Below are 23,016 nucleotides of genomic sequence, written 5' to 3' on the forward strand. Positions count from 1 at the left end.
CGAATTACAGAAGAGCGGGGTGACGTCCCTGCGACGAAAGCCCATGAGTATTTCGATACTCCTGTCGGTTTTTTCGTCAGGTCAAGGCGCAGTGTCGAACGCGCCCCTGCGGCGCTTCAGGGCCACGTGGAAGAAGGCTGCGAGCACGCGGCTTTCACGCCTGACCTGAAGGCAGTGGAGGTAGGTGGGCGTAACAGCGGGGGCACCCTGAATGCGAACGGCGCGCAGGCGGTGATCCGGAATGAACTCCGCCCCCGCCTCCGACACGGCACCGATGCCGAGCCGCGCGCGGCGGCTTCGCGGATGGCCTCGCGGCTTCCGATTTTCATGGCGACCTTTGACCGGACGCCCGCGCACGCGCCTCGTCGAGCGAGCGCCGGGTGCTCGATCCGCTCTCGCGCTGAAACGGCGGTTGCCCGTGCAGTTCCTCCAGGCAAATTTCGCCCCGGCTCGCGAAAGGATAGTCCCGGTGCACGAAGAGGCCAGCACGCCGATGTCGACGGCGTATTCCTCCAGGCCCCTGAACACCGACACCGAATTGCCCATGCGGATCGAGACATCCAGGCGCGGATAGCGCTTGCGGTACGCATCGACCATCTCGAGCACATGGAGCGGGCCGACCGCCCCGAGCTTGACTGCAGGTCCCCGCTGTCGTGCAGTAGGTTGTAGGAGTCCACTTCGAGCGATGCGATCCGGCGCGCGATGGGAAGAAGCCGCTCGCCGGCGCTCATCAGCTCGATGCGATGGCCCTGTCGATGAAACAGCATGCTGGTGCTCCAGCGCCTGGACCTGCTGGGTCGGCGTCGGCTGGCTCAGGCCCACGGAGCACGCTGCGGAAGGACCACTACCTCCCCTGTTCGCCTGCACCGAAGCCTGATCGCTCTACCCCTTTCCGACGTTGCAGCCGTGGTTGCCATGCCCGCCTCGGCCGTGCAGCCGCTCACCATCGGCCATACCCGCCGAAGACTCGCAGGCCACGATCGAGAGCAGGCGGCAGCAGCAGTTGGGCATGCCGGTCAAGCCCTTCGTTGCCACGGACTACAACGGCGTAATCGAAGCGCTGCGCTCCAAGAAGCTCAACGTGGCCTACCTCGGCCCATTCTTGTATTTGCTGGCCAGTTCGATGTCCAACGCGGAGGCCTTCTGGGGGTGCGGCGGAAAACTTGGACTACCAGGAGGTAGTTCATGTATTCATACGAAGACAGAATTCGGGCGGTCGAGCTGTACATCAAGCTCAGCAAACGCGTCAGGGCGACGATTCGCCAGCTGGGGTATCCGACCAAGAATGCGTTGAAGGGCTGGTACCGGGAGTACGAGCGGCGGTTCGACTTACCAAGGGGCTATGCACGCTCGAAGCCCAAGTATTCTCAGGAGCAGAAGGAGGTAGCTGTCAGGCACTTCCTCGATCATGGGCGCTGCATCGCATTCACCATCAAGGCGTTGGGCTATGCCACGGTGCAGCAGAGCAGCCACGACGACTGGATCGTGCGCGCGGGGCTACGCCTGAAGGGCGAGATGGCGACCGCGGTCGGCGCGCTGCAACCCTATGGCCGGTTGAACGTCTACCGCAGCGGCAAGGGCACCGACATCGCGCGCTTCATCGGTCCGAGTGCTTCCACGGACGTGGCCAGCAGCACGGGTGGCACCAGCACCGAACTGGCGACTGGCGCGACGCTGGCGCTGTCGACCACAACTAGCCTCTATGGCGAGCTCAGCAAGCTCAGTGCCTCGGGCGGCGGTGCGCGCTCCAGCAGCGGCGTCAATACCAGTGTCGGAATAAAAATGCGCTGGTAGGTCCGGTAGCTAGCACTCGCAATACGGGATGGATTCTTGATGCCTCGCGCGACATCCGCTTTCGCGCGGATCGAACTTCTTGTATCCACCTTAGATGACGGGTAAGTGCACGCCGGCACAGCGAAACTCGGGGCCCGGCTCAGGCATCTAGCGGATGCGTGATCACGGCGCTTCCGCATCGTTGGCGCACGCACCGGCGGTCGGGTGGTCCGGTCCGCTGGGTTCAGCGACGCTGCGATCCAGTTCTACATGACCTTGAAGCGCATGTTTGGGATGGTCTTTCCGAGAGCCCAATCAAGCTGGCCCGGCTGAACTGCAGCGTGCCCGAATACTGTACTCACTCGCGGCGCCATAAGACGCTCAGGTGCGCGCAACAAAACCGATAGCTTGTCTTTCATGAGAATTCCCCGTCATATGTTGAAGGTATGAACCGAAATCGACCACGCTCAGAGGACTTGCCAGTCAGAGATTCGATCGCCACTCTTCCTGAGGTTTGAGTGCAAGGGGGTGGCCCACCAACCGAATGGATTGAACCGGACATGAACACGGGGACCATTCACTGCGAACAATCGTCAAAGAAAGAAGCGCTCGCGCCTACTCATTGCTCTGTCGTTCGTCCGCAGCGACGTGGTGGACTGTGTCCATGCCGGAAACAAAGAGTTCTCTATAGAGGGATTTATCCGTATCGCATAAAGCGAAAGAATCCTCTGCTTGATCGTTGTGATGAAACCTCAACTCTGAGGCTCGCAATGAGCCGATAAACCGGTGAGGATCATCGCTATGGACAGTCACGTTTCGTCGAACGCTCACGCTTGCACTCCAACACGAACGATATCGCGCGAAACCATCAAGGCCCTATCTCGACAGCTTTTGCGTGCCCAGCGATGGCCGTTGTTCGCCCGAACGAATCGAACAATCGCTGACGGACACTCTGCGCGCTCGGCGCGGCACCGGTCCCATCTGGATCTTTGCCTACGGCTCGTTGATTTGGAATCCGATGTTCGACTTCGACTGCCTAGAAACAGCGACCCTGCATGGATGGCATCGAAGTTTCTGCTTGGGGCTCTTCGCAAGGGAAGCGATGCCCACGACGCCGCCAAGACTGATTGGTATCAACAGCACCTGCTTGCCATGAACCTGCGCCAGTTCAGATCAAAAATCGAGCGCAATGGCTACGCGCCGCCGAAATGGAGCATGGTAGTCATGACGCGCAAGGAAATTACCGACGCTGCTATATGGCACCGCGCCAAGCCACAGGGTCTGCTGGCTATGAAGCTGCAGCTCACAAATCGTGGTGGCATTCAGGCGGTAGACGACTTTCATCTGGTCGTGCGGCTCAAATCCAGACTCACGGCCGGACCAATGCAGACTGTGTCTTCCCTTTCCCCGACGGATCTGCTTCATGCCATACCACATGGTCAAACTGTTTGACATGGCGCACCATATTCGTGCTTTGCCGTTGACTACTGTTCGCATGCGCGTCTCCAGAGACGCGCCGTGATCCGTCGCACCAAGCGCTTTCGAAGAAACATTTACAGACTGAGCAACATCGCGCTGTGGCTGCTCTTCGGCCTCATCGCCGCACTAGCGATTGAAGCACTGCTGGACTGCAGCATCGGTCATCCCGACTACTTGGCTATTGATTGCTGCCGAAAATTGCCCCTCTAAGCCCAGTACGGGGATGCCGAGGGATTCAATCCGGTCGTCAACTGAACTCCTGGTCTTAATGCTTGTGCCGAGTGCTGACATCGCGGCTCTCGCCCAGCTTGCTTTTGCGCATGAGCCGAAGCCCCGACAACGGATCTGATGAAACGCGTGCTCTAGGTTCATGCCGTGGCTGGGAACGGACGCCCGCTGGCCAGCAAGGCCCTGGCACGCAAGGAGCTCGTCGTATGGTACGCACAGGAACCGTCGCAAGCACAGCGCGCGTTTCAAGGCTGAAGTCCTTGAGGCGTGCCGGCAGCCGGATGCTTCTGCCGCGGCGATCACGAGGCTGTACAACCTGAGTGCGAACGTGGTGCACCGGTGGCGTGCCGATGATCGCAGGGCTGCGTCGCCGAAGGCGACTGACGTTCCAACCTTGCCGATGTCAGCATTGTTTCTATAGAGGGAATGCTGCGTCTCCGATTCGAGCGCTTTCGCTAGGGCATTTCGTCTCAGACTCGCCGCAAGGGCGAGCGAACCAGCAAGCCTAGTGGACGAGCCATTCAACGAACGAACTGGAGAACAGAGTATGAAGACCTCGCAAATCCTCGCTGCGGCAGCCCTGTCCCTTTTCGCTGTCGCTGGCGCCCAAGCCGAAACCTACGAAGGCGTGCACACCGCCGCTTCGACCAAGAGCCGTGAAGAAGTCCACGCCGAGGCCATGCGCACCGCATCGGCTCCGGACCAGAACGTGACCCGCGGCTCGCGCGTCAACAGCAAAGTGATCTCGAACATGCAGCACCCGATGGACGTGGACGTTCAAGCCCAGCAAGGATCGAGCCCCGTCGCCAAGTAAGTGAAGCGACCGGTGCAGCGGGTCTTTCGCATGCTCATGGACGAATATTAGCCTCATGCCCAGGAGAACTCACAAGGAGGCGCAGCAGACACGGCAACGAATCCTGAATGCAGCGTCTCTGGCTTTCTGCAGCAACGGCGTGTCGGCTACTTCCCTGGAAGACGTTGCACGCAGGGCACGAGTGACGCGTGGCGCAGTCTACTGGCACTTCAAGAATAAGCACGCATTGCTCGCGGAACTGTTGGGAAGCATCCGCTTTCCGATCGAGCACGTCGAAGAGGAAGGCACCTTGAGGGAAGCGTGTGACACCCTGACGACCGCTCTACTGGAAACGGCCAGGAGCCACTCCATCCGCAGGGTGCTCCGGATCCTTCTGTGCAAAGTCGAGTGGACCGAGGCCCAGCCATACGTCCAGCGTCGTATCGTGCTGGTGCGCAGACAGATGGATGCCTACCTCATGAAGGTATTTTCCCAAGCCCTTGCGCGCGGAGAGCTCAGGCCCGATCTCACACTGATCGACCTCAGCCTACTCGCTGACGCCTTTCAAATGGGCATAACCGGGCTGCTCTTTGAGTTCGCTCAGTCCCGCCCCAGCTTGCGGGACGAACTGCGCGTGAAATCAGTGATACGCATCCTCTATGAATTCTGCGCGAAGACAGAGAACTCGACTGGCGCATTGCCTATCGACGTACCGGCTGAATCGTGAGCCCGGGCTAGAGCCCAACGCTGCAGTGGGCAGTGGTAGATCGCCACCGTCGATACCGGCAGCGGACATCAATGGAGCGACCCGTCTCACATGCTCTGAATCGCCTACTATGGCTGATACTCGGCCGCGCGAGACGGCGCTGATTACCTTCTTGGCAACCTCAGCCAACGTAACCCTGCTGGGCATGGGGGCGCGTTCTAGGTACTGGTGGCGGGCCTGGTCGTTCATCTGCTTATCCACGGGGGCGAAAGATCTTGAGCGGAACGGCCACGGCCGGATGAACGGCATTCGCTACAATTTTTCTTTCAACAAGCTTGCTGAGTTCCGACAGCCTGGGACTCTCGCGAGATGTTGCATCCGGCCGCGCAGGCGGCCTATGCAACTGAGACACTGGTGCGAACCTTACCGGTCGGCACGACTTGTTTGAGGCCGTAACCTGTGCGCTCGTCCCCTACGAGTATCAAGCCGCACTACGTCCTCGAACTCGGCAGCCGGGAGGCGCTCTGCGAGGCCGTCCCAGCCGGTCTGGGCCGCGGCATCGCCTGGGACTCGGAGGCACGGGACTCGTGCCGGTGGCACACCGTCGCCATTCGCGGCAAGCCGATCGAAAGCATCAATCACATCGCCTGTCTCAGGGCCGAGGCCAATCGGCCCGTGCTGCAACCCTGCTTCAACTTCACCGAAGAACTTGCGGGCAACATGAAGGCCGGGGCCGGAGCTCGAGACGCTGCCTCCCCCTGCTTCAGTCTGGGAATAGCTGAACACGAATGTCTGCTTCCAGTTGAACTGCCGCTGGCTTTCACTCACCAAGCGTCTGTTCCTGGCCGATAGCACCCGGGCGCATCAATGTAAGCACTGTTTCTATGGAGGAAACACAGCGTCTCAGATTGGAGCGCTTTCTCCAGGAAATTTCGTCTGAGACTGTCTCTACGGGCAAGCGATTCAGCAAGCCTCGTGGACGAACCATTCAACGAACAACCTGGAGAACAGAATATGAAGACCTCGCAAATCCTCGCTGCTGCCGCCCTATCCCTTTTCGCTGCCGCTGGCGCCCAAGCCGAAACCTATGAAGGCGTAAACACCGCCGTCTCAACCAAGAGCCGTGACGAAGTCAACGCCGAAGCCGCTCTCACTGCATCGTCCCCGAACCAGAATGTGCCCCGTGGTTCACGCGGCCCGGAAACGATTGCCGTGTCGAAGGACCGCGCCATTGTCGAAGCCGAAGCCGTTCGCACCGCCTACGCTCCCGACCAAAACGTGGGCGCGGGCTCGCGCGTCAACAGCAAGGTGATCTCGAACATGCTGCACCCGATGGATGGGGGCGCTCAGGCCCAGAAAAGTTCGGGTGCCGTCGCCAAGTAATTGAGACGACCCTTCGGGGTTGCCGAAATCAAAAATGAGGCCGAGCGAAAGCGTGGCCTCTTTTTCTTGGCGCGGACGCAGCGTGTGCAGGCCAGGTAGCGCTTGAGCCAGAAGATCAGCACCAGTAGCTCCCCGATGACCAGCACCGAGGGCATCGCAATCCGGAAGCCGTCGACCTCATGCGCCAACGGGGTGAACTCGAAGTTCATCCCGAAGATCCCAGCGATCAGATCGAGCAGCGGGAACGCAGCAAGCGCGCTGTGAACACATCTTGACGAGCCTGCAGCAGGTCGATCCGCTTGACATTCAACTTCGGTCTTGACGAGTGCGGGCACAGCACTGCTATCAGCCTCGCCGCTCAGTGCGTCATGTGACGGATGTGGAAGACTTGACTCGCGACTAAGCCGTAGCAATCTTCGTAGAAGCCGCGTGCACCAGGATGCAAGCGCGTTTCCCCCTCGATACGATTCGCACCGTCCACAATCAAGTCGAGGGTATGGCCCCGGCAGACATCGAGATCCTGCTGCAATGCCTGCAACGGCTCGAGCAGCGCGGCAGCGCGCTGAGCGCGCAAGGCCTGGTGCCCGAGAAGGCCGACCGCCGTTCGGGCGGCACGCGCCACCGCTGGCCGATGCGGGGCGCGTAGGGCCTGCGGGGCCCGCTCAGCTCCGCGGGCCGCGCGGTGCGTCGGCCGAGGCCACGGCGCCCGGCACTTCCCAGCCGCCACCGATGGCGCGGATCAGCCCCACGGTCGCCTGGTACTGTGCCGACTTCACCTGCAGCGCCTGGCGCCGGTTGCGCAACTCGCTGCGACGTGCGTCGAGCAGGTCGAGCTGGCTCACGTAGCCGTTGCGGTAACGCGTGTCCGACAGGCTGGTGGCACGCTGCGCCGAGGTCACGGCCTGCGCCTGCACCACCGACTGCTCCTGCAGGATGCGGATCGCGGCCAACTGGTCTTCGACCTCCTGGAACGCCACCAGCACCTGCGAGCGGTAGCTGGCGAGCGCGCCGTCGAGCTGGGCATTGGCGCCCTGCACGCCGGCCTCGCGGCGACCGCCGTCGAAGATCGGCAGCGACAGCAGTGCGCCCACGCCCCACGAGCGGGCCGACCACTTGAAGAGGTCGCCGATCTCGGGCGAGGCGTAGCCGGCCGCGCCGGTCAGCGAGATGTTCGGGAACCACGCGGTCTGCGCCACGCCCACGCGGGCCTGCGCCGCCATGACGGCACTCTGCGCGGCCGACACGTCGGGCCGGCGCGTGAGCACGGTGGACGGCACGCCCGGCGGGATCACCGGCAGCGCGGTCGCCCAGTCGTCAGGCCGCATGCCGAAGCTGGAGGCCGAATCGCCCACCAGCACGGCCAGCGCATGCTCCACCTGGGCGCGCTGGCGGTCGAGCGCAAGCGCGTCCGATTCGGTGGACGACACCTCGGTCTGCACGCGCGCCACGTCGAGCTCGGCGATGTCGCCGGCCTGCTGGCGGCGCTGCGTCAGGCGCAGCGTGTCGCGGTAGGCGGCGACCGATTCGCGCACCAGCACGCGCTCGGCGTCGAGCGCGCGCAGCTGCAGGTAGGTCTGCGCCACCTCGGCCTGCACCGCGAGCCGCGTGCTTTGCAGCAGCGCCTCGCGGCCGGCCGCGTCGAGCTTGGCTGCATCGGCCGCGCCCGAGAGGCGGCCGAACAGGTCGACCTCGTACGAGAACGTCGCGCCGATGTTGGTCATGGTGCCGGGCCGGGTGCTGGCCGTGGCACTGTCCAGGCCCGCGCCGCGGTTGGCGCCGGCGCCCAGGCCGATCTGCGGCAGGCGGTCGGCCTGCGCGCTGCGTGCCAGCGCGCGGGCCTCGGCCAGCCGTGCGGCGGCGGCCTGGATGTTGGCGTTGTCGACCGCGGCGCGCCCGACCAGCGTGTTGAGCACCGGGTCATTGAACGCCAGCCACCATTCGCCGCGCGGTTGCGCCTCGGCGGGCGTGGCCCGGGTGAAGCCGGCCGGCGCCGTGGCGCCGGGTTGCTGCTGCGGCTGTTCCTTGAACTGGGCCGTGGTCGGCACCGAGGGCATGCCCGAGGGCACGCTGGCGCAACCGGCCAGCACGAGGGCCGCCACCAGCGGCAGCATGGCGGTGCGCAGCGGGCGCATCAGGGTGGGGATTCCGAATGTCATGGAAAACCTTCTTTCTTCTTGTCGATCAGTCATGCGCGCCATGCGAGGGGCGCGGCAAGGCTGGCACCGGGTGCAGACCGCCACCGCCGCCACCGTGCGAAGGCGCCACCGGATGGTCGGCCGACACGAAGTCGTCGCCGTGCGGCACTTCGCCGTGCAGCTTGAGCGGCCGGTTGCCCGCCAGGCGGCGCATCAGCACGTAGAACACCGGCGTCAGGAACAGGCCGAAGGCCGTCACGCCGATCATTCCGGCGAACACCGCCACGCCCATGGCTTGGCGCATCTCGGAGCCGGCGCCGGTCGAGAGCACCAGGGGCAGCACACCCATCACGAAGGCCAGCGAGGTCATCAAGATGGGGCGCAGGCGCAGGCGGCTGGCTTCGATCGCAGCCTGGATCGGCGTGCGTCCGGCGAACTCCAGCTCCCGTGCGAACTCCACGATCAGAATCGCGTTCTTCGCACTCAGCCCCACCAGCACGATCAACCCGATCTGCGTGAAGACGTTGTTGTCGCCCCCCCAGATCCACACGCCCGCCATCGCGGCCATGATGCCCATGGGCACGATCAGAATGATCGCGATCGGCAGCGTCAGGCTTTCGTACTGCGCAGCGAGCACCAGGAACACCAGCAGGATCGCCAGCGGGAACACCAGGAAGGCGGAGTTGCCAGCCAGGATTTCCTGGTAGGTCAGCTCGGTCCACTCGAAGCTCACGCCCTTGGGCAGCGTCTCGGCCGCGATCTTGGTGATCGCGTCCTGCGCCTGGCCCGACGAGTAGCCGGGTGCCGGGCCACCGTTGATGTCGGCGGCCAGGTAGCCGTTGTAGCGCATGGCGCGTTCCGGGCCGAAGGTCGAATTGACCTTCATCAGGGCCGACAGCGGCACCATCTCACCCGAGGTCGAGCGCACCTTCAGCAGGCCCACGTCTTCGGCACGGGCGCGGTACGGCGCATCGGCCTGGACGCGCACGCTGTACGTGCGGCCGAACTTGTTGAAGTCGTTGGCGTACAGGCTACCGAGGTAGATCTGCATCGTGTCGAAGATGTCCGTCACCGGCACGCCGAGCTGGCGCGCCTTGGTGCGGTCGATGTCGGCATACAGCTGCGGCACATTGACCTGCCAGCTCGTGAACATGCCGGCCAGCTCGGGCGTGGCGTACGCCTTGGCCATGAAGGCCTTCACTGCCGCGTCCATCTGGTCGTAGCCGACCGAGGCGCGGTCTTCGATCTGCAGCTTGAAGCCGCCCGTGGTGCCCAGGCCCGCCACCGGTGGCGGCGGGAACATCACGATGAACGCATCCTGGATGCTCGAGAACGCACCGTTGAGCTGGCCGGCCACCGCGCCGCCGCTCTGATCGGCGCGCTTGCGTTGGTCGAAGGGCTTGAGAATGACGAACACGATGCCCGAGTTCGAGCTGTTGGTGAAGCCGTTGATCGACAGGCCTGGGAAGGAAAGAGCCTCTTCCACGTTCGGGTTCTTCTTGATGATCTCGCCCATGCGCTGGATCACGTCGTCGGTTCGGTCGAGCGTGGCGCCGTCGGGCAGCTGGGCAAAACCGATCAGGTATTGCTTGTCCTGCGCCGGCACGAAGCCGCTGGGCACCGCCTTGAAGAGGCCGAAGGTCACGCCGACCAGCGCCAGGTAGATCACCAGCATCAGCGTCTTGCGCGAGATCACGCGCTTGACGCCGCCGCTGTAGGCCTCGGAACCGCGATGGAAGAACTTGTTGAAGCCGCGGAACAGCCAGCCGAAGGCCTTGTCCATGCCGCGCGTGAGCGCGTCCTTCGGTTGGTCGTGGCCGCGCAGCAGCAAGGCGGCGAGCGCGGGCGACAGCGTCAGCGAGTTGATGGCCGAGATCACCGTCGAGATTGCAATGGTCACCGCGAACTGCTTGTAGAACTGGCCCGTGAGACCGCTGATGAATGCCAGCGGCACGAACACGGCCACCAGCACCAGCGCGATCGCGATGATGGGGCCCGACACCTCGCGCATCGCGCGGTAGGTCGCTTCACGCGGCGTGAGCCCCGCTTCGATGTTGCGCTCGACGTTCTCCACCACCACGATGGCGTCGTCCACCACGATGCCGATCGCCAGCACCAGCCCGAACAGGCTCAGCGCATTGATCGAGAAACCGAGGATGTGCAGCACCGCGAAGGTACCGATCACCGACACCGGCACGGCCAGCAGCGGAATGATCGAAGCGCGCCACGTCTGCAAGAACAGGATGACCACCAGCACCACAAGCACGATGGCTTCGAGCAGCGTGCTTATCACCGACTTGATCGATGCGCGCACGAACTGCGTCGGGTCGTAGGCGATGCGGTATTCCAGGCCTTCGGGCATGTTCTTGTTCAGCTCTTCCATCGTCTTGCGGACGTTGGACGAGATGTCGAGTGCGTTGGAGCCCGGTGCCTGGAACACGCCCATGCCGACGGCCGGGTCGTTGTTCAGCCGCGCACGCAGCGAGTAGTCGGCGGCGCCCATTTCGAGGCGGCCGATGTCGCGAAGGCGCGTGACGGCGCCGTCGGTACCGCTCTTGACGATGATGTCGCCGAACTCTTCTTCGCTCTGCAGGCGCCCTTGCGCATTGATCGACAGCTGCATGTCCACGTCCGACAGGCCCGGCGATGCGCCGACCACGCCGGCCGCGGCCTGCACGTTCTGGCCGCGAATCGCTGCCACCACGTCGCTGGCCGACAGGCCACGCTGCGCGACCTTCTGCGGGTCGAGCCACACGCGCATCGAGTAGTCGCCGCCGCCGAAGATCTGGACCTGTCCCACGCCTTCGATGCGCGCGAGCGGGTCCTTCACATTCAGCACCGCGTAGTTGCGCAGGTAGTTGATGTCGTAGCGGTTGTTCGGCGAGACGAGGTGGACCACCATCGTCAGGTCGGGTGCGCTTTTGACGGTCGTGATACCCAAGCGCCGCACTTCCTCGGGCAGGCGCGGCTCGGCTTGCGCGACGCGGTTCTGCACCATCTGCTGGGCCTTGTCGGGATCGGTGCCGAGGCGGAAGGTGACGGTGAGCGTCATCACGCCGTCAGTGGTCGCCTGGCTGCCCATGTAGAGCATGCCTTCGACGCCGTTGATCTGCTCTTCGATCGGTGTGGCCACTGTTTCAGCGATCACCTTCGGGTTGGCGCCCGGGTACGTTGCGCGCACCACCACCGAGGGTGGCGCGACTTCCGGGTACTCCGAGATCGGCAGACCGCGCAGCGCAATCAGGCCGGCGATCAGCATCAGTAACGACAGCACGCCGGCAAAGATCGGCCTGTCGATGAAGAATTTTGAGAGATTCATGTTGGTTCTCCGGCGGGCGCCAGGGCGCCCTCCTCCGAAATCAGGACTTCGCGGCCTCCTCGGCCACGCGTTCCGGTTGTTGTTGCTTCGTGTCGGCCTTGGCGTCCATGGTCACTTGCTGCGGCACCACCAGCGCACCCGGGCGGATGTGCTGCAGGCCGTTGACCACGATGCGGTCGCCGGCCTTCAGGCCCTTGCTCACGACGCGCAGGCCGTTGATGGAAGTGCCCAGCGTCACTTCGCGGTAAGTGGCCTTGTTGTCGTCACCCACGACCATCACGAACTTCTTGTTCTGGTCGGTGCCGATGGCGCGTTCGCTCACCAGCAATGCGGTGTCGTTGCGTGCCTGGCCCATGCGGATGCGAGCGAACTGGCCGGGAATGAGCGCGCCGTCCTTGTTGTCGAACGAAGCACGCACACGCACGGTGCCGCTGCGGGCGTCGACCTGGTTGTCGATCAGCTGCAGCTTGCCGGTGAAGGGCGTGCCTTCGAGGCCGGCGGTGCCCATCTGCACGGGGATGGTGTCGATCTGGCCGCGGGCGCCGGCGTTGGCCGGCAGGTCCTTCAGCGCGCGAGTGATCACCTGCTCGTCGGCATCGAAGCTCGCGTAGATCGGGCTCACCGACACCAGCGTGGTCAGCACGGGCGCGCCGGGGCCGGCGGCCACCAGGTTGCCCACGGTCACTTCGAGCTTGCCGATGCGGCCCGACACCGGTGCGCGCACCTGGGTGTAGCCCAGGCTCAGGCGTGCGGTCTGCAGCGAGGCCTGCGCGGCGCGCAGGTTGGCTTCGGCTTCGCGGCCGGCGTTGGCGCGCTCGTCGTACTCGCGCTGCGCGATGGCCTGCTCGTCCCACAGGCGCTTGGCGCGTTCCTGCTCGCTGCGGCTGAACGACTGGCGGGCCTGCGCCGACGCCACCTGCGCTTCGGCACGCTCGACTTCGGCCGCGTACGGCGCGCGGTCGATGGTGATGAGCAATTCGCCCTGCTTCACCAGCGCGCCTTCGCGGAAATGCACCGACTGCACGGCACCTGCCACGCGGGAGCGCACATCGACCCGTTCCACGGCTTCGAGGCGGCCCGAGAACTCGTCCCAGGCGTTGATCTCGCTCGATGCGACAGTGGCGACCGACACCGGCGTGCCCTGTTGCGCAGCGACCGGGGCGGTGGCCTCGGCCTTGAAGCTGTACATGCCCACCACCGCGGCGGCCACGGCCAGCACCGCGGTGAGGCCGGTCACGGCGGGCCACAGACCCTTGCGGGCGGTGGAAGACAGCGCTTGTTCGTTCTTGTTCGACATGATGATTCGTCCTTCTCGATGACTTTTTCGGGATGCAACAGGCCACCCCGGCGCTTTTCGGCACCAGGAGGCGGATTTCGGAAAAAAGGGGCCCTCGCGCGCTGCCGCGCTGGCAGCGTGTCGATCAGGCAGCCTGGCTGGGCTGTAACGCTAGCTGGGGTGGTTGGGCGCCGCAGGCGGCGGTGTGGTCGCACTGAAGAACTCGCGGAAGTGCTGCTGCACGGTCGCTTCACAGGCCACGCAGCCGTTGTTCTCGGTGTCGTACAGCGCCTTCGGCCAATCACGAGCGCTGGGCAGCACGCTGCTCGTGACCTCGATGCCGGCGGCACGCAGGCGGCCGGCGAAGGTCAGTGCCTCGTCGCGCATGGCATCGTCCGCGCCGACCAGCACCAGCGCGGGCGCCAGGGACGACAACCGCAGCGATCCGCCCGGCACCGCATAGGGGTGCGTGGCGTTCGAGGGGCAGCTCAGGTACTTCTCCCAGCCCGTGGCCCAGCGGCACTCGGCCGCGTCGTTGGTGGCCTTGCGCAGCGAGGCCGTGCCCACGCACGGATCGAGCATGGGCGACAGCAGGATCTGCCCCGCCACCGGCGGATGCGCACGGTCGCGGGCAATCAGCGCCACTGCCGCGGCCAGGTTGCCACCGGCTTCTTCGCCGGCCAGGTACACCTGGGCGCCCCTGCCGCCGAGCTTGACGCGCTGCTTGTAGAGCCATTCGAGGGCTGCATAGCCCACCTCGATCGGCTCCGGGAACGGGGCCGCCGGGGCCAGCGGGTAGTCGAGCGACACCACCACCGCACCCGCGCCGGCCAGCAGCCGGGCCACGTTGCGGCCGTTGTCGAGGTTGCCGCAGATGAAGGTGCCGCCATGGAAGTGCAGCACCAACGGCACCGTTTCACCCTTGGCACGCTGCCCGTAGACACGCGCGTCGACCGGTGCACGGCCGGGCAGCTCGATCGACAGATCGGCTTCCATGCCTTGCACCGCTGCGAGAGCAGCAGCTTCGGCGGAGCGGGACGATGGTGCGGGTGACATGGGCGGCCTAGGGGGAATGAGCGATGGTTGAAATATAAGTCGCCGTGCGCGCCGTTACACATGGAACCTGCCCCTACTCTGTTTCCAAACGGCCAACAATCGGTCCGCCGTGGGATTACCCGCACGTGTGAAAATCCGCCTCCCCGGTGTGGGCCGGGTATCCCAGAACAGGCATTCAATGGATCAAATCCAGGCCATTCGGACCTTTGTCCGCGTGGTGGAAGCCGGCACATTCACCCGTGCCGCCAACTCTCTGGCCCTGCCCAAGGGCACCGTCACCAAGCAGATCCAGGCGCTGGAGTCGCGCCTGCGCGTGAAGCTGCTCAACCGCACGACCCGGCGCGTCACCGTCACGCCCGACGGCGCCGCCTACTTCGAGCGCGCGGCGCGGCTGCTGAACGACTTCGACGACATGGAAGCCAGCATGACGAATGCGCAGGCCAACCCCACGGGGCGGCTGCGCATCGACGTGGGCACCTCGGTGGCGAGGCAGATCATCCTGCCCCACCTGGCCAGCTTCTGCGACCGCTACCCCGACATCCAGGTCGACCTGGGCGTGAGCGACCGCACGGTGAACCTGATCAGCGACAACGTCGACTGCGTGATCCGCGCTGGCGAGCTCAGCGACCAGTCTCTGGTGGCGCGCCGCATCGGCACCCTGCACTTCGTCACCGTGGCCTCGCCGGCGTACATCAAGCGCTATGGTGCGCCGCAACATCCGAACGACATCGAGAAGCGCCACCACGTCGTGAGCTACTTCTCGGGCACCACCCGGCGCGTGTACCCGCACGAGTTCAAGAAGGGCGACGAGTACATCGAGCTGAACGGCCCCTACCGCGTGTCGGTCAACGAGAGCAACGCGCACATGACGGCCGTGCTCGCGGGCTTCGGCCTGTCGCAGTGCATCACCTTCTCGGCCGCGCCGCTGCTGGAAAGCGGCGAACTCGTCGAGGTGCTGGCCGACTGGCAGCGCGACCCGCTGCCGATCCATGTGGTGTACCCGCCGAACCGGCACCTGAGCGCGAAGGTGCGGGCGTTTGTGGACTGGGCGGCGGATCTGTTTGCGAAGAATCCGCGGTTGCAGCGGCGCTGAGGCGCTCTCTTCTCAGCCTTCAGGGCTGGATCAACGCTGCCAGTGCACGCGCCGAGGGTGATGCTTCCCGGCCCAGGTTCTCGACCAGGCTGAGCCGGTCGGCCTCGGTGCGCTGCGGCGAAAGGAAGCGCTTGCCGGTCAGCGCGAGGATATCGATTTCGAAGCCGACCAGCCGGCGCAGCGCATCGTCGACGAACTCGGGCGACGCATCGGCAAGCGACCAAGGCTCATCGCTCATAGCTTCCTGCGCCCGCGTCAGCGCTTCGAGGTGCGAGCGCAGCCATGCGAGGTCTTCGATGAACCGCAAGCGGCCCGTCGCCTGCACCGCGATGTAGTTCCAGCTCGGCGCCAACCGCCCGCTGCGCTGGCCGTTGACGTACCAGCGTGGCGAGATGAAGGCGTTCGGACTCTGGAACACGACGGTGACATCGCAGCCGTTGCGCGCCTCGCTGGTCCACAGCGAATGACTACGGGCCACGTGGCCTGCCAGTGCGCCGTGCGTGCCGCGGTCGATCACCTCCAGCGGCAACAGGTTGGCATCGATCGAGCCGCCCGCTATCTTGAAGAGCGAGGCCAGCGGGTAGGCGCGCACGAGCCGGTGAAGCTCATCACGCGCCTCGATGGCGAAGAGGGGCTGGATGTGCACGGGGGAGGCCTTTCGGGGCATCGATGCCCGTCGAGTATTGAGCCGCACCTGGGATGCGGCTAAAAACTTGGACTGTTTATGCAATGAGCCCCAAGCTTCGTCGGTGGCCAAGAGGGCTGCGCGCGCCCAAGGACATCTTGATCCGCTTCTCGTTGTACCAGTGCATGTATGAGTCCAAGGCCTGGGTGACTACTCAACGGTCGTTGATTGCCATTTGCCAGGATAGAACCATTCAGTCCTCAATCGACCGAACAAGCCCTCGCAGGCCGCATTGTCGGGCGAACAGCCTTTGCGGGACATCGAACACATCAGCTCGGCATCCGCGATACGTGCCAGCCATCCCGGCCATCGATAGTAGGCACTGCGATCCGAATGCACAACAGGCCGGTTGCTGCTGATGTCGATCGTCTCGATAGCGGCATCCAGCATCGTGTCCACGAGCTGCGCGTCCGGGCGCATGCCGATCGTCCAACTGACCACCTTGCCATCGAAGCAGTTGCTCACAGGCGACAAATACCCCTTGTCTGCCGGAATGTGGAACTCCGAGATGTCGGTGAGCCATTTCTCGTTGGGAGCACCAGCGGTGAAGTCGCGGTTGACGAGGTTCTCTGGCGCAGGACTGATCTCGCCCAGATAGGAAGCATACCGACGCCGCTTGGGCGTCGCAGCGACCAGGCGCTCCTGCTTTATCAAGCGCAGCACCCCCTTCTCACAAATGTGCACGCACTGGCTGCTCAGTGACGCCCGCATGCGGCGACAGCCATAGCAGCGGTGATTGCGCTCGAAGATGTCCGCCATGGTGCCGCGCACTTGGGCGTACTTGTCTGCGACTTGCGCCTGGGTGCGACGATAGAAGTACGAGCTTCTTGCCAGGCCTAGCATCTCAAGGAGCTCGAGCACCGGGTGAGTCTGTTTGGGGGCATCAACCAGCTGTGCCTTTTCCCGATCGCTCAGGCTTTGCAGGTCGATGCCCCCGTCTTTTTTTTAGTTCATTCGCCTTGTTCAGGAGGTCGTTCTCCAGCTGCAGGCGGTGCAAGTCGCGTCGGAGTGCGTCGATCTGTCGCTGCAGTTCTTCACGCTCATCTGGCTGGGTCGGTTCGAGCTTGCTTGTCATGGATGCGAGTGGCGGCGTCACGCCGGTCATCAGCGACATGATCGCGCTTCGAGCAGCGCATTGGCGATTTGCGGAGCAGGGTTGAGGCACCAGCGATTGGATATGAAAAGAGCATGTGGGCGGCAACCATCGAAATACGTCACTTGCATTGTTACCACACAGGAAACGTAGAAGAGCACTAACGGTGGTTTATCGCGGCGTGCATTCGACCAAAATTCCCTCACCCCCAAGTGACTCGCGATTTCATTCGCGCGTAAATCCTCAATTTGCACTAATCGAGCTGGTGTCGACACGATGCCGGCAGGCATACCGTAATGAATGACAAGATCATTAAAACTCCGAGCCCTGAGCATCCTCTCTCCATTGAACGCAGCAGCTCACGAGTCATCGTCCGGCTGGCGGGCCAGGTGGTTGCTGACAGCACCAACACCCTATTGCTTAAAGAGGCGAGATACCCAGGCGTCTACTACATCCCTCTGGCGGACGTCAACGCGTCGTTGTTGACGGCCTCAGACCTCACGACCTATTGCCCCTACAAGGGAGACTGCTCTTACTTCAACATCACCTCAGGAAAGAGGGTCTCTGTGAACGCCGCCTGGTTCTATTCGCTTCCATACCCCGCAGTTGCTGAAATCAAGGACCACCTCGCCTTCTATCCCGACCGGGTCGACTCGCTTGAAGTTTCTCCAAGCGCATAACCGACGAGCACCATGCCACCCGCATACTCATTCTTGAAAAGCCAACGCCAGAACGAGCTATGGCGACTTCTCAAGTCCGTACGCAGCACGAGCGTTGAGTTAAGCAAGCCATTGTCGGATGCTGATGCAACCGCGCAATCGATGCCAGACGCGAGTCCAGCGAAATGGCACCTAGCGCACACGACCTGGTTCTTTGAGACCATGGTGTTGGAACCCCACGTCCCGACTTACCGAGTCTTCAAACAAGAATTCAGCTACCTCTTCAACTCGTACTACGACAGCATCGGCGACAGACACCCTCGTCCGATGCGAGGGCTGCTAACCCGGCCGTCGCTTCAGGATGTCCACGCGTACCGCAATCACGTGGATACCGCGCTCAACCTCATGCTGGAGGAAAACATTTCAGCTGACGTTCTCGACCTCATCGAACTCGGCTGCAATCATGAGCAGCAGCATCAAGAACTTCTTCTCACAGACATCCTTCACCTGTTCGCGCAGAACCCCCTTCGGCCCGCATATCGTAGGACGCACAGTCTGGTTAGGCACGTAGAAAGGGCAACTCACACCGAGTTTCAATCCTTCGAAGGCGGCTTGGTCGAGATGGGCTTTGACGGCGAAGGCTTTGCCTTCGACAGCGAGCGGCCTAGGCATCGAGTCCACACCGAGCCGTTCCAACTCGCAAAGCGCCTGATTACCAACGGGGAGTGGGTCGACTTCATGCACGACGGTGGATATGAAAATCCCACCTTCTGGCTGGCCAACGGATGGGCAGCCAAGCAGGTGGCTGGTTGGAACGCCCCGCTCTACTGGGAGCAGCCCGATAGTGAGCGGTGGACGATGACGCTTAACGGCCTGCAGCGGCTTGAACTCGACGCTCCTGTCGCGCATGTGAGCTTCTATGAGGCCGACGCCTACGCCCGTTGGGCGGGCGCTCGCCTACCGACCGAAGCTGAGTGGGAACACGCGGCGCACGATCTTCCTGTGCATGGCAACCTCGCCGAGAAGCTCCGGTGGCGCCCGCGAGCAGCCCCGGAGAGCAGTAGTCCTGCACCTCAACAGATGTATGGCGACGTCTGGGAATGGACGGCTTCGCCTTTTGTGGCCTACCCAAGGTTCCAGCCGACCAAAGGCGCGGCCGCAGAGTACAACGGAAAATTCATGTCAGGGCAGTTCGTGCTCCGTGGCGGCTCTTGCGTGACGCCTAGCCAACACATCCGTCGGACATACCGCAATTTCTTCGCCCCAGATGCGAGGTGGCAGTTCTCCGGCGTTCGACTCGCAAGGAACTCTTAGCATGATTGATTTGGTTGAAAGCTCGATAGTTCAGGCAGATGCCTTCCGACTAGATGTTTTTAGTGGACTGGCACAACCGCACAAGACGCTTCCTTCGCGCTGGCTGTATGACGACCGCGGCTGTGAGCTTTTTGAGGACATCACCCGGGTCAAAGAGTACTACCCAACCGTGACCGAGAAGGCAATCTTGCGCGAGAGATCCGCTGAGATTGCAGAGTTCTGCGGGCCCGGTGTGACACTTATCGAATATGGCGCTGGGGCTGGCATCAAGACAGAAATCGTCTTGGATGCTCTCACGAGGCCGAACGGCTACGTGCCAATCGACATTGCAGGGGAGTTCTTGTTGGCAACCGCACAGCGGATGGCGAAGGAATTTCCCTCGTTGACCACTTGGCCTGTCGTGGCGGACTTTACCTCCAACTTTCTGCTCCCGCCATCCCTCCCCACTGGCAACCGCGTTGGCTTCTTCCCTGGCTCCACTCTCGGCAACCTGGATAAGGAACAAGCAAGAGCGTTCCTGCGCCGCATGCACCAACATGTGGGCGAAGGTGGCCGGGCCATCATCGGAATCGACCTGATAAAAGACTTGAGAAGGCTGCTGCCCGCTTACGACGACGTCATGGGCGTCACGGCCGAGTTCAATCTTAACTATCTCAAGCGTATCAACCGTGAACTGAGAGGCACTTTCCCCGTGGACCGCTTTGAACACGAGGCTCGCTGGAACGCTGAGGACAAGGCCGTGGAAATGCATCTCGTCAGTCTCGACAGCCGCTCCGTCACGGTAGGGGCGCACGCGTTCTTGTTTGATGCCGGAGAGACCATTCACACCGAAAGCTCTCGCAAATACGATGTGCCCTCAATCCGAAAATTGGCGACAAGCACTGGCTGGAAGCTAGACCATGTGTGGACGGACAAATATTCCCTCTTCGCGGTCGTCGGCCTGTCAGCCATCGACTTGTGAGCGTCGATGCGAATCGAGGCGCCCGAACGCCGTCACGCGGGCGGGACCCGGTCAAGGCGCTGACCAAAGCGGACCCGCTGTGTGTGCGGCTCATGTCCCTCCCGGGTGTGGGGCCCGTGAAGGCACTCACCTTCAAGTCGGCCGCGGATGACTCCGCCCGGTTCAAGTCATCGCGCAATGTCGCGGTCCACTTCGGCCTGACACCCAAACGCTACCAGTCCGGCGAGACGGGCAACCCTGGTCACATCTCTCGAGCTGGCGATGCCGATGTGCGGTCGGCGCTCTATGTGGCGGCGCATTCGCTGCTCACGCGCAACGCCCAACGGTCGTCGTTGAAAGCCTGGGGAATGCGGCTTGCCAAGACAAGAGGCCATCGACGTGCGGCGATCGCGGTAGCGAGAAAGCTCGCAGCTATCCTGCACCGCATGTGCGTGGACGTTTCCGAGTTCCGGTGGGGTTCACAGGAGCCTATTCCCGTGAAAGCCTGAGCATGTTGGCTGGCTAATTGACGGAAGCGAAAGGAAGCGAGGATTGAGCGTTCAGATGTAGACGATGGTCCGGATGAAGCCGTAAATATCTGCTGCGCTGCAAAGCGCGTCCAAAGGCGTGGCTCTCCGCTCCGTCTGACCAATGCGTGCAGCGCCGACCTTCGGGGCAGGACCGACTGCGTAGAGAAGCGAGAATTGCACCGAGACGTTCTGTTCGACGAGACCAAATACCGAGATACTCTGCGATTGACAAACTGGCCCGATCAGAGAAGCAGGCGCTCGCAGAAGGGCGGCTTTCCGGAGTTCACTTGATCACGAGACAAGGCTTCGACGCAACTCATCGAGCAACCATCGTCCCGCGAAACCGAGCGCACGATCACGCCGGTGCGCCGCGTAGATCGTCAGTCCTTCGGGCGGAGTTGGATCTTCGTGAATCTCGATCGCGGTGAGCTCCCCGGTGGCGATCAATGTCGCCACGAGGTGCTCGGGCATGCGGCACCAACCGAATCCCGCCAAAAGAAAATCGAATCGACGACCGAGATCGACAAATCGCCAAAGTCGGGTGCCGGCCACGCCGTAATTTGCGCTGCCCGGGTCGACTGGATCCGATAGGACCAATTGGACGTGCGGAGCGAGGTCGCTCTCTGTCGCCGGACGTCCCAACAAGGAGAGAGGGTGGCCGGGCGAGACGACCGCGCGCATTGGAGCGCGCAGCAACGGATAGGCAGCAATGTCCTCAGGGACGCCAGGCAGCAGCAAGCACAGAGCAATGGCCGCCGAACCACCGCGAAGCCGCCGCAATGAACCGCCCAGCCCTTCGGTCGAAAAATGCACCGGGAGATCGGGAAAGGTTTCGCTCAGCATGCGCAGGCTGTCAATCAGCGGTGCGGTCGGCACCAGGGGATCGATCGCGATCGTCAACTCTGGCTCTACACCCGCCCGCGTGCTGGCCGCAACGGCCTCGAAACGAGTTGCACTTGCGAGCACCAACCGAGCTTGATCGACCAACACGCGCCCCACCTCGGTCAAACGGGGGCGGTGCCCTCGGCGGTCGAACAGTTCGACGCCTTGGATCTCCTCGAGATTGGCGACGGCTTGGCTGATTGCCGACTGCGCACGCCTGAGTTCGCGGCCGGCGGCTGAAAAGCTGCCTGCGTCGGCAATGGTCACGAGGACGCGCAACTGGTCGAGGGTAAGGCTGCCGATCATTTTCCATCTCTGAAACAGATGGAAAGTATCAGATTTTCATCGCTTCCACCGAAGCATTGTCGCACCTAGATTACTGCCACGACTCCACTTGTTGTCCTGCGCGGCCAGCCGCAGAAGCTTTTTCAGGCCCATCCATCGGCAGCCCGCGTATCGCTCACCCACTCCGAAAGAAAGAAACCTCCGATGACCCAGCTTCTCGTTGTCGAGACCAGCCCACGCGGCGATCAGTCCGTCTCGCGTCAAATGACCCAGCGCTTCCTCACGGCATGGCGCACCGTGAATCCGGGAGGCCACGTCGTGCATCGCGATCTCGCCGACCCCGGGCTTTCGTTCGTCACGGCGCCCTGGCTCCAGGCCTACTTCACGCCGCCCGCAGATCAATCGCAAGCGATGAAGGAGGAGCTTCGACTGTCCGATGAACTGGTCGCAGAACTAATCGCGGCCGAGCACCTTGTCATCTCGACGCCGGTCTACAACTACAACGTCCCGGCTTCGCTCAAAGCGTGGGTGGATCACATCGTGCGCAAGGGCGCGACGCTCGGCTTCGACGGCCGAGGTCTTGTCAAGGGCAAGAAGGCGACCCTGCTGATGGCCTCTGGCGGCGTCTATACCGAGGGATCGCCGATCCGGGATCGCGACATCGCGACGCAATACCTTCGGCTCATCCTCGGCGTTATCGGCATCGAGGACGTCACTGTGGTGGCGGGCGGCGGGGCGAAAGCCGTTGACCTGCATGAGCAGACGATGGTTGGATTTCTTGCCGCGCTGCAGCCACAGATCGACCGCGCTGCGAGAGTTGAAATCACCCGCCAATCCTGAGCCTGGCCTGGCGGCAGGGCTTTGCAAGCGTTCTGGGCGTCGCTGCTCTGGTGATCGCCTATGGGCGAGCGACTCGGCGTCATGACGTCGGATTCGGGCTCCTTCGCGACGCCAGCGCGACCGGCTACGGTCGGCCAGAGGCCATGGTTCGTGGGCGAGACCAGATCCAGCTTTTCACCGAGCACCCCGCAAAACTATCGGCCTTGACTCAAGCGATGTACTCCCTTTTCGGTCAAATATTCTTGTCCTGATGGGTCTCGCGCTACCAGACCGTGGAATCTCAGTCGGCCTGAAGAACGAATGGGCTCATCGGGGGTGTCAACTTCTGGTCAGCGGCCAGACGGAGCAGCGTCGTCCACTGCCCATCGTTGAGCTGAATTCTCTCTTCCATATTCACTCCCTGCGGCATCGCGGATTGACCTACGTCATGCCTTCCGCTCGACTTGCGACGCAACACAGCAGGCCTGAACGACGCGACTTCAAACTTGGCTGTTGGCTATAACAGACTACCCTCCCCCTCGACGTGGGTGATACCGACGCGCGGATC

21 protein-coding genes and 3 pseudogenes are annotated in these 23,016 nt (G+C 63.0%); 15 read left to right on the forward strand and 9 right to left on the reverse strand.

Annotated features, from left to right (window positions below; genetic code table 11):
• Window positions 1–81 precede the first annotated feature (81 nt).
• Entirely contained in the window at window positions 82–867 is a 786-nt protein-coding gene (locus tag CLU95_RS04270) for a LysR substrate-binding domain-containing protein (protein ID WP_306512173.1), read from the reverse strand.
• 142 nt (window positions 868–1,009) lie between these two features.
• On the opposite strand from CLU95_RS04270, the gene CLU95_RS31270 reads away from it, so the two are divergent.
• The 8 genes from CLU95_RS31270 to CLU95_RS04305 all read left to right on the forward strand — a co-directional run bounded on the left by CLU95_RS31270 (window position 1,010) and on the right by CLU95_RS04305 (window position 6,362).
• Entirely contained in the window at window positions 1,010–1,294 is a 285-nt protein-coding gene (locus CLU95_RS31270) for a PhnD/SsuA/transferrin family substrate-binding protein (RefSeq protein WP_099790743.1), read from the forward strand.
• Window positions 1,186–1,794, forward strand: coding sequence for an autotransporter domain-containing protein (locus tag CLU95_RS31335; protein WP_099790745.1), 609 nt, complete (start codon window positions 1,186–1,188; stop codon window positions 1,792–1,794). Before CLU95_RS31270 ends, CLU95_RS31335 begins: the two co-directional genes overlap by 109 nt.
• A gap of 997 nt (window positions 1,795–2,791) precedes the next feature.
• Window positions 2,792–2,929 carry a hypothetical protein gene (locus CLU95_RS31275; protein ID WP_306513257.1) on the forward strand — a complete coding sequence of 46 codons (138 nt, stop codon included), beginning with the start codon at window positions 2,792–2,794 and terminating at the stop codon, window positions 2,927–2,929.
• Window positions 2,926–3,225, forward strand: coding sequence for a hypothetical protein (locus tag CLU95_RS30555; RefSeq protein ID WP_143605954.1), 300 nt, complete (start codon window positions 2,926–2,928; stop codon window positions 3,223–3,225). The genes CLU95_RS31275 and CLU95_RS30555 overlap by 4 nt, the downstream gene beginning before the upstream one ends.
• 66 nt (window positions 3,226–3,291) lie before the next feature.
• On the forward strand, window positions 3,292–3,462 hold the full coding sequence (locus CLU95_RS30840) for a hypothetical protein (protein ID WP_180288535.1): 171 nt from the start codon (window positions 3,292–3,294) through the stop codon (window positions 3,460–3,462).
• A 565-nt stretch (window positions 3,463–4,027) separates the two neighbouring features.
• On the forward strand, window positions 4,028–4,294 hold the full coding sequence (locus CLU95_RS04290) for a DUF4148 domain-containing protein (protein WP_099790749.1): 267 nt from the start codon (window positions 4,028–4,030) through the stop codon (window positions 4,292–4,294).
• A gap of 55 nt (window positions 4,295–4,349) precedes the next feature.
• Window positions 4,350–5,000 carry a TetR family transcriptional regulator gene (locus CLU95_RS04295; RefSeq protein WP_099790751.1) on the forward strand — a complete coding sequence of 217 codons (651 nt, stop codon included), beginning with the start codon at window positions 4,350–4,352 and terminating at the stop codon, window positions 4,998–5,000.
• A 993-nt stretch (window positions 5,001–5,993) separates the two neighbouring features.
• Window positions 5,994–6,362: a DUF4148 domain-containing protein gene (locus tag CLU95_RS04305; protein WP_099790753.1), complete on the forward strand. Its 369-nt coding sequence runs from the start codon at window positions 5,994–5,996 to the stop codon at window positions 6,360–6,362.
• Here the strand turns inward: CLU95_RS04305 and CLU95_RS31340 are convergent.
• Entirely contained in the window at window positions 6,326–6,697 is a 372-nt protein-coding gene (locus tag CLU95_RS31340; RefSeq protein ID WP_373668219.1) for a hypothetical protein, read from the reverse strand. The two genes, CLU95_RS04305 and CLU95_RS31340, sit on opposite strands and share 37 nt — an antisense overlap.
• A gap of 170 nt (window positions 6,698–6,867) precedes the next feature.
• Between CLU95_RS31340 and CLU95_RS04315 the strand changes: the two are divergent.
• Window positions 6,868–7,008 (forward strand): annotated as a pseudogene (locus CLU95_RS04315) (MarR family transcriptional regulator); the annotation flags it as partial.
• A gap of 16 nt (window positions 7,009–7,024) precedes the next feature.
• On the opposite strand, the gene CLU95_RS04320 reads toward CLU95_RS04315, so the two are convergent.
• The 4 genes from CLU95_RS04320 to CLU95_RS04335 all read right to left on the reverse strand — a co-directional run bounded on the left by CLU95_RS04320 (window position 7,025) and on the right by CLU95_RS04335 (window position 14,148).
• Window positions 7,025–8,518, reverse strand: a complete 1,494-nt coding sequence (locus CLU95_RS04320; protein ID WP_099790755.1) for an efflux transporter outer membrane subunit — start codon at window positions 8,516–8,518, stop codon at window positions 7,025–7,027.
• Window positions 8,519–8,543: 25 nt separating this feature from the next.
• Window positions 8,544–11,816 carry an efflux RND transporter permease subunit gene (locus tag CLU95_RS04325; protein ID WP_099790757.1) on the reverse strand — a complete coding sequence of 1,091 codons (3,273 nt, stop codon included), beginning with the start codon at window positions 11,814–11,816 and terminating at the stop codon, window positions 8,544–8,546.
• A 40-nt stretch (window positions 11,817–11,856) separates the two neighbouring features.
• Complete coding sequence (locus tag CLU95_RS04330; RefSeq protein WP_099790759.1) at window positions 11,857–13,113, reverse strand: efflux RND transporter periplasmic adaptor subunit; 1,257 nt, start codon at window positions 13,111–13,113, stop codon at window positions 11,857–11,859.
• A 150-nt stretch (window positions 13,114–13,263) separates the two neighbouring features.
• Entirely contained in the window at window positions 13,264–14,148 is an 885-nt protein-coding gene (locus tag CLU95_RS04335) for an alpha/beta hydrolase (RefSeq protein ID WP_099790761.1), read from the reverse strand.
• Between the two features lie 178 nt (window positions 14,149–14,326).
• Here CLU95_RS04335 and CLU95_RS04340 point away from each other — a divergent pair, with 178 nt between their 5' ends.
• The gene (locus CLU95_RS04340) at window positions 14,327–15,241 is read left to right on the forward strand and encodes a LysR family transcriptional regulator (protein WP_099790763.1); all 915 of its coding nucleotides are present in this window, start codon (window positions 14,327–14,329) and stop codon (window positions 15,239–15,241) included.
• Between the two features lie 19 nt (window positions 15,242–15,260).
• On the opposite strand, the gene CLU95_RS04345 is transcribed toward CLU95_RS04340, so the two are convergent.
• A complete protein-coding gene (locus CLU95_RS04345; protein ID WP_099790765.1) occupies window positions 15,261–15,887 on the reverse strand; it encodes an FMN-binding negative transcriptional regulator in 627 nt (208 codons plus the stop codon).
• A 76-nt stretch (window positions 15,888–15,963) separates the two neighbouring features.
• Window positions 15,964–17,007, reverse strand: a pseudogene (locus CLU95_RS04350) (IS3 family transposase); the annotation flags it as partial.
• Window positions 17,008–17,315: 308 nt separating this feature from the next.
• Between CLU95_RS04350 and CLU95_RS04355 the strand changes: the two are divergent.
• The 4 genes and pseudogenes from CLU95_RS04355 to CLU95_RS04370 form a co-directional block, all read left to right on the forward strand.
• Entirely contained in the window at window positions 17,316–17,699 is a 384-nt protein-coding gene (locus CLU95_RS04355) for a DUF427 domain-containing protein (protein ID WP_099790767.1), read from the forward strand.
• 12 nt (window positions 17,700–17,711) lie between these two features.
• Window positions 17,712–18,992 (forward strand): ergothioneine biosynthesis protein EgtB, encoded by a 1,281-nt coding sequence (egtB, locus tag CLU95_RS04360; protein ID WP_099790769.1) that lies wholly within the window; start codon window positions 17,712–17,714, stop codon window positions 18,990–18,992.
• 1 nt (window position 18,993) lies between these two features.
• Window positions 18,994–19,953 (forward strand): L-histidine N(alpha)-methyltransferase, encoded by a 960-nt coding sequence (gene egtD, locus CLU95_RS04365; protein WP_099790771.1) that lies wholly within the window; start codon window positions 18,994–18,996, stop codon window positions 19,951–19,953.
• 71 nt (window positions 19,954–20,024) lie between these two features.
• Window positions 20,025–20,441 (forward strand): annotated as a pseudogene (locus CLU95_RS04370) (transposase); the annotation flags it as partial.
• A gap of 312 nt (window positions 20,442–20,753) precedes the next feature.
• On the opposite strand, the gene CLU95_RS04375 reads toward CLU95_RS04370, so the two are convergent.
• Window positions 20,754–21,650 (reverse strand): LysR family transcriptional regulator, encoded by an 897-nt coding sequence (locus tag CLU95_RS04375; RefSeq protein ID WP_099790776.1) that lies wholly within the window; start codon window positions 21,648–21,650, stop codon window positions 20,754–20,756.
• A 183-nt stretch (window positions 21,651–21,833) separates the two neighbouring features.
• Here CLU95_RS04375 and CLU95_RS04380 point away from each other — a divergent pair, with 183 nt between their 5' ends.
• A complete protein-coding gene (locus CLU95_RS04380) occupies window positions 21,834–22,469 on the forward strand; it encodes an FMN-dependent NADH-azoreductase (protein ID WP_099790780.1) in 636 nt (211 codons plus the stop codon).
• Window positions 22,470–23,016: the final 547 nt, after the last annotated feature.

Origin of the sequence: Variovorax sp. 54 (assembly GCF_002754375.1) — a bacterium.
GTDB lineage: Bacteria > Pseudomonadota > Gammaproteobacteria > Burkholderiales > Burkholderiaceae_C > Variovorax.

Excerpts from the sequence above, each read along its gene's own strand:
- CLU95_RS31335 (WP_099790745.1), top strand. The coding sequence starts at position 1,186 with ATGTATTCATACGAAGACAGAATTCGGGCGGTCGAGCTGTACATCAAG.
- egtD (WP_099790771.1), top strand. The coding sequence starts at position 18,994 with ATGATTGATTTGGTTGAAAGCTCGATAGTTCAGGCAGATGCCTTCCGA.
- CLU95_RS30555 (WP_143605954.1), top strand. The coding sequence starts at position 2,926 with ATGAACCTGCGCCAGTTCAGATCAAAAATCGAGCGCAATGGCTACGCG.
- CLU95_RS04355 (WP_099790767.1), top strand. The coding sequence starts at position 17,316 with ATGAATGACAAGATCATTAAAACTCCGAGCCCTGAGCATCCTCTCTCC.
- CLU95_RS31275 (WP_306513257.1), top strand. The coding sequence starts at position 2,792 with ATGTTCGACTTCGACTGCCTAGAAACAGCGACCCTGCATGGATGGCAT.
- CLU95_RS04290 (WP_099790749.1), top strand. The coding sequence starts at position 4,028 with ATGAAGACCTCGCAAATCCTCGCTGCGGCAGCCCTGTCCCTTTTCGCT.
- CLU95_RS04380 (WP_099790780.1), top strand. The coding sequence starts at position 21,834 with ATGACCCAGCTTCTCGTTGTCGAGACCAGCCCACGCGGCGATCAGTCC.
- CLU95_RS04375 (WP_099790776.1), bottom strand. The coding sequence starts at position 21,650 with ATGATCGGCAGCCTTACCCTCGACCAGTTGCGCGTCCTCGTGACCATT.
- CLU95_RS04325 (WP_099790757.1), bottom strand. The coding sequence starts at position 11,816 with ATGAATCTCTCAAAATTCTTCATCGACAGGCCGATCTTTGCCGGCGTG.
- CLU95_RS04335 (WP_099790761.1), bottom strand. The coding sequence starts at position 14,148 with ATGTCACCCGCACCATCGTCCCGCTCCGCCGAAGCTGCTGCTCTCGCA.
- CLU95_RS04340 (WP_099790763.1), top strand. The coding sequence starts at position 14,327 with ATGGATCAAATCCAGGCCATTCGGACCTTTGTCCGCGTGGTGGAAGCC.
- CLU95_RS04305 (WP_099790753.1), top strand. The coding sequence starts at position 5,994 with ATGAAGACCTCGCAAATCCTCGCTGCTGCCGCCCTATCCCTTTTCGCT.
- CLU95_RS04320 (WP_099790755.1), bottom strand. The coding sequence starts at position 8,518 with ATGACATTCGGAATCCCCACCCTGATGCGCCCGCTGCGCACCGCCATG.
- CLU95_RS04330 (WP_099790759.1), bottom strand. The coding sequence starts at position 13,113 with ATGTCGAACAAGAACGAACAAGCGCTGTCTTCCACCGCCCGCAAGGGT.
- egtB (WP_099790769.1), top strand. The coding sequence starts at position 17,712 with ATGCCACCCGCATACTCATTCTTGAAAAGCCAACGCCAGAACGAGCTA.
- CLU95_RS04295 (WP_099790751.1), top strand. The coding sequence starts at position 4,350 with ATGCCCAGGAGAACTCACAAGGAGGCGCAGCAGACACGGCAACGAATC.
- CLU95_RS31270 (WP_099790743.1), top strand. The coding sequence starts at position 1,010 with ATGCCGGTCAAGCCCTTCGTTGCCACGGACTACAACGGCGTAATCGAA.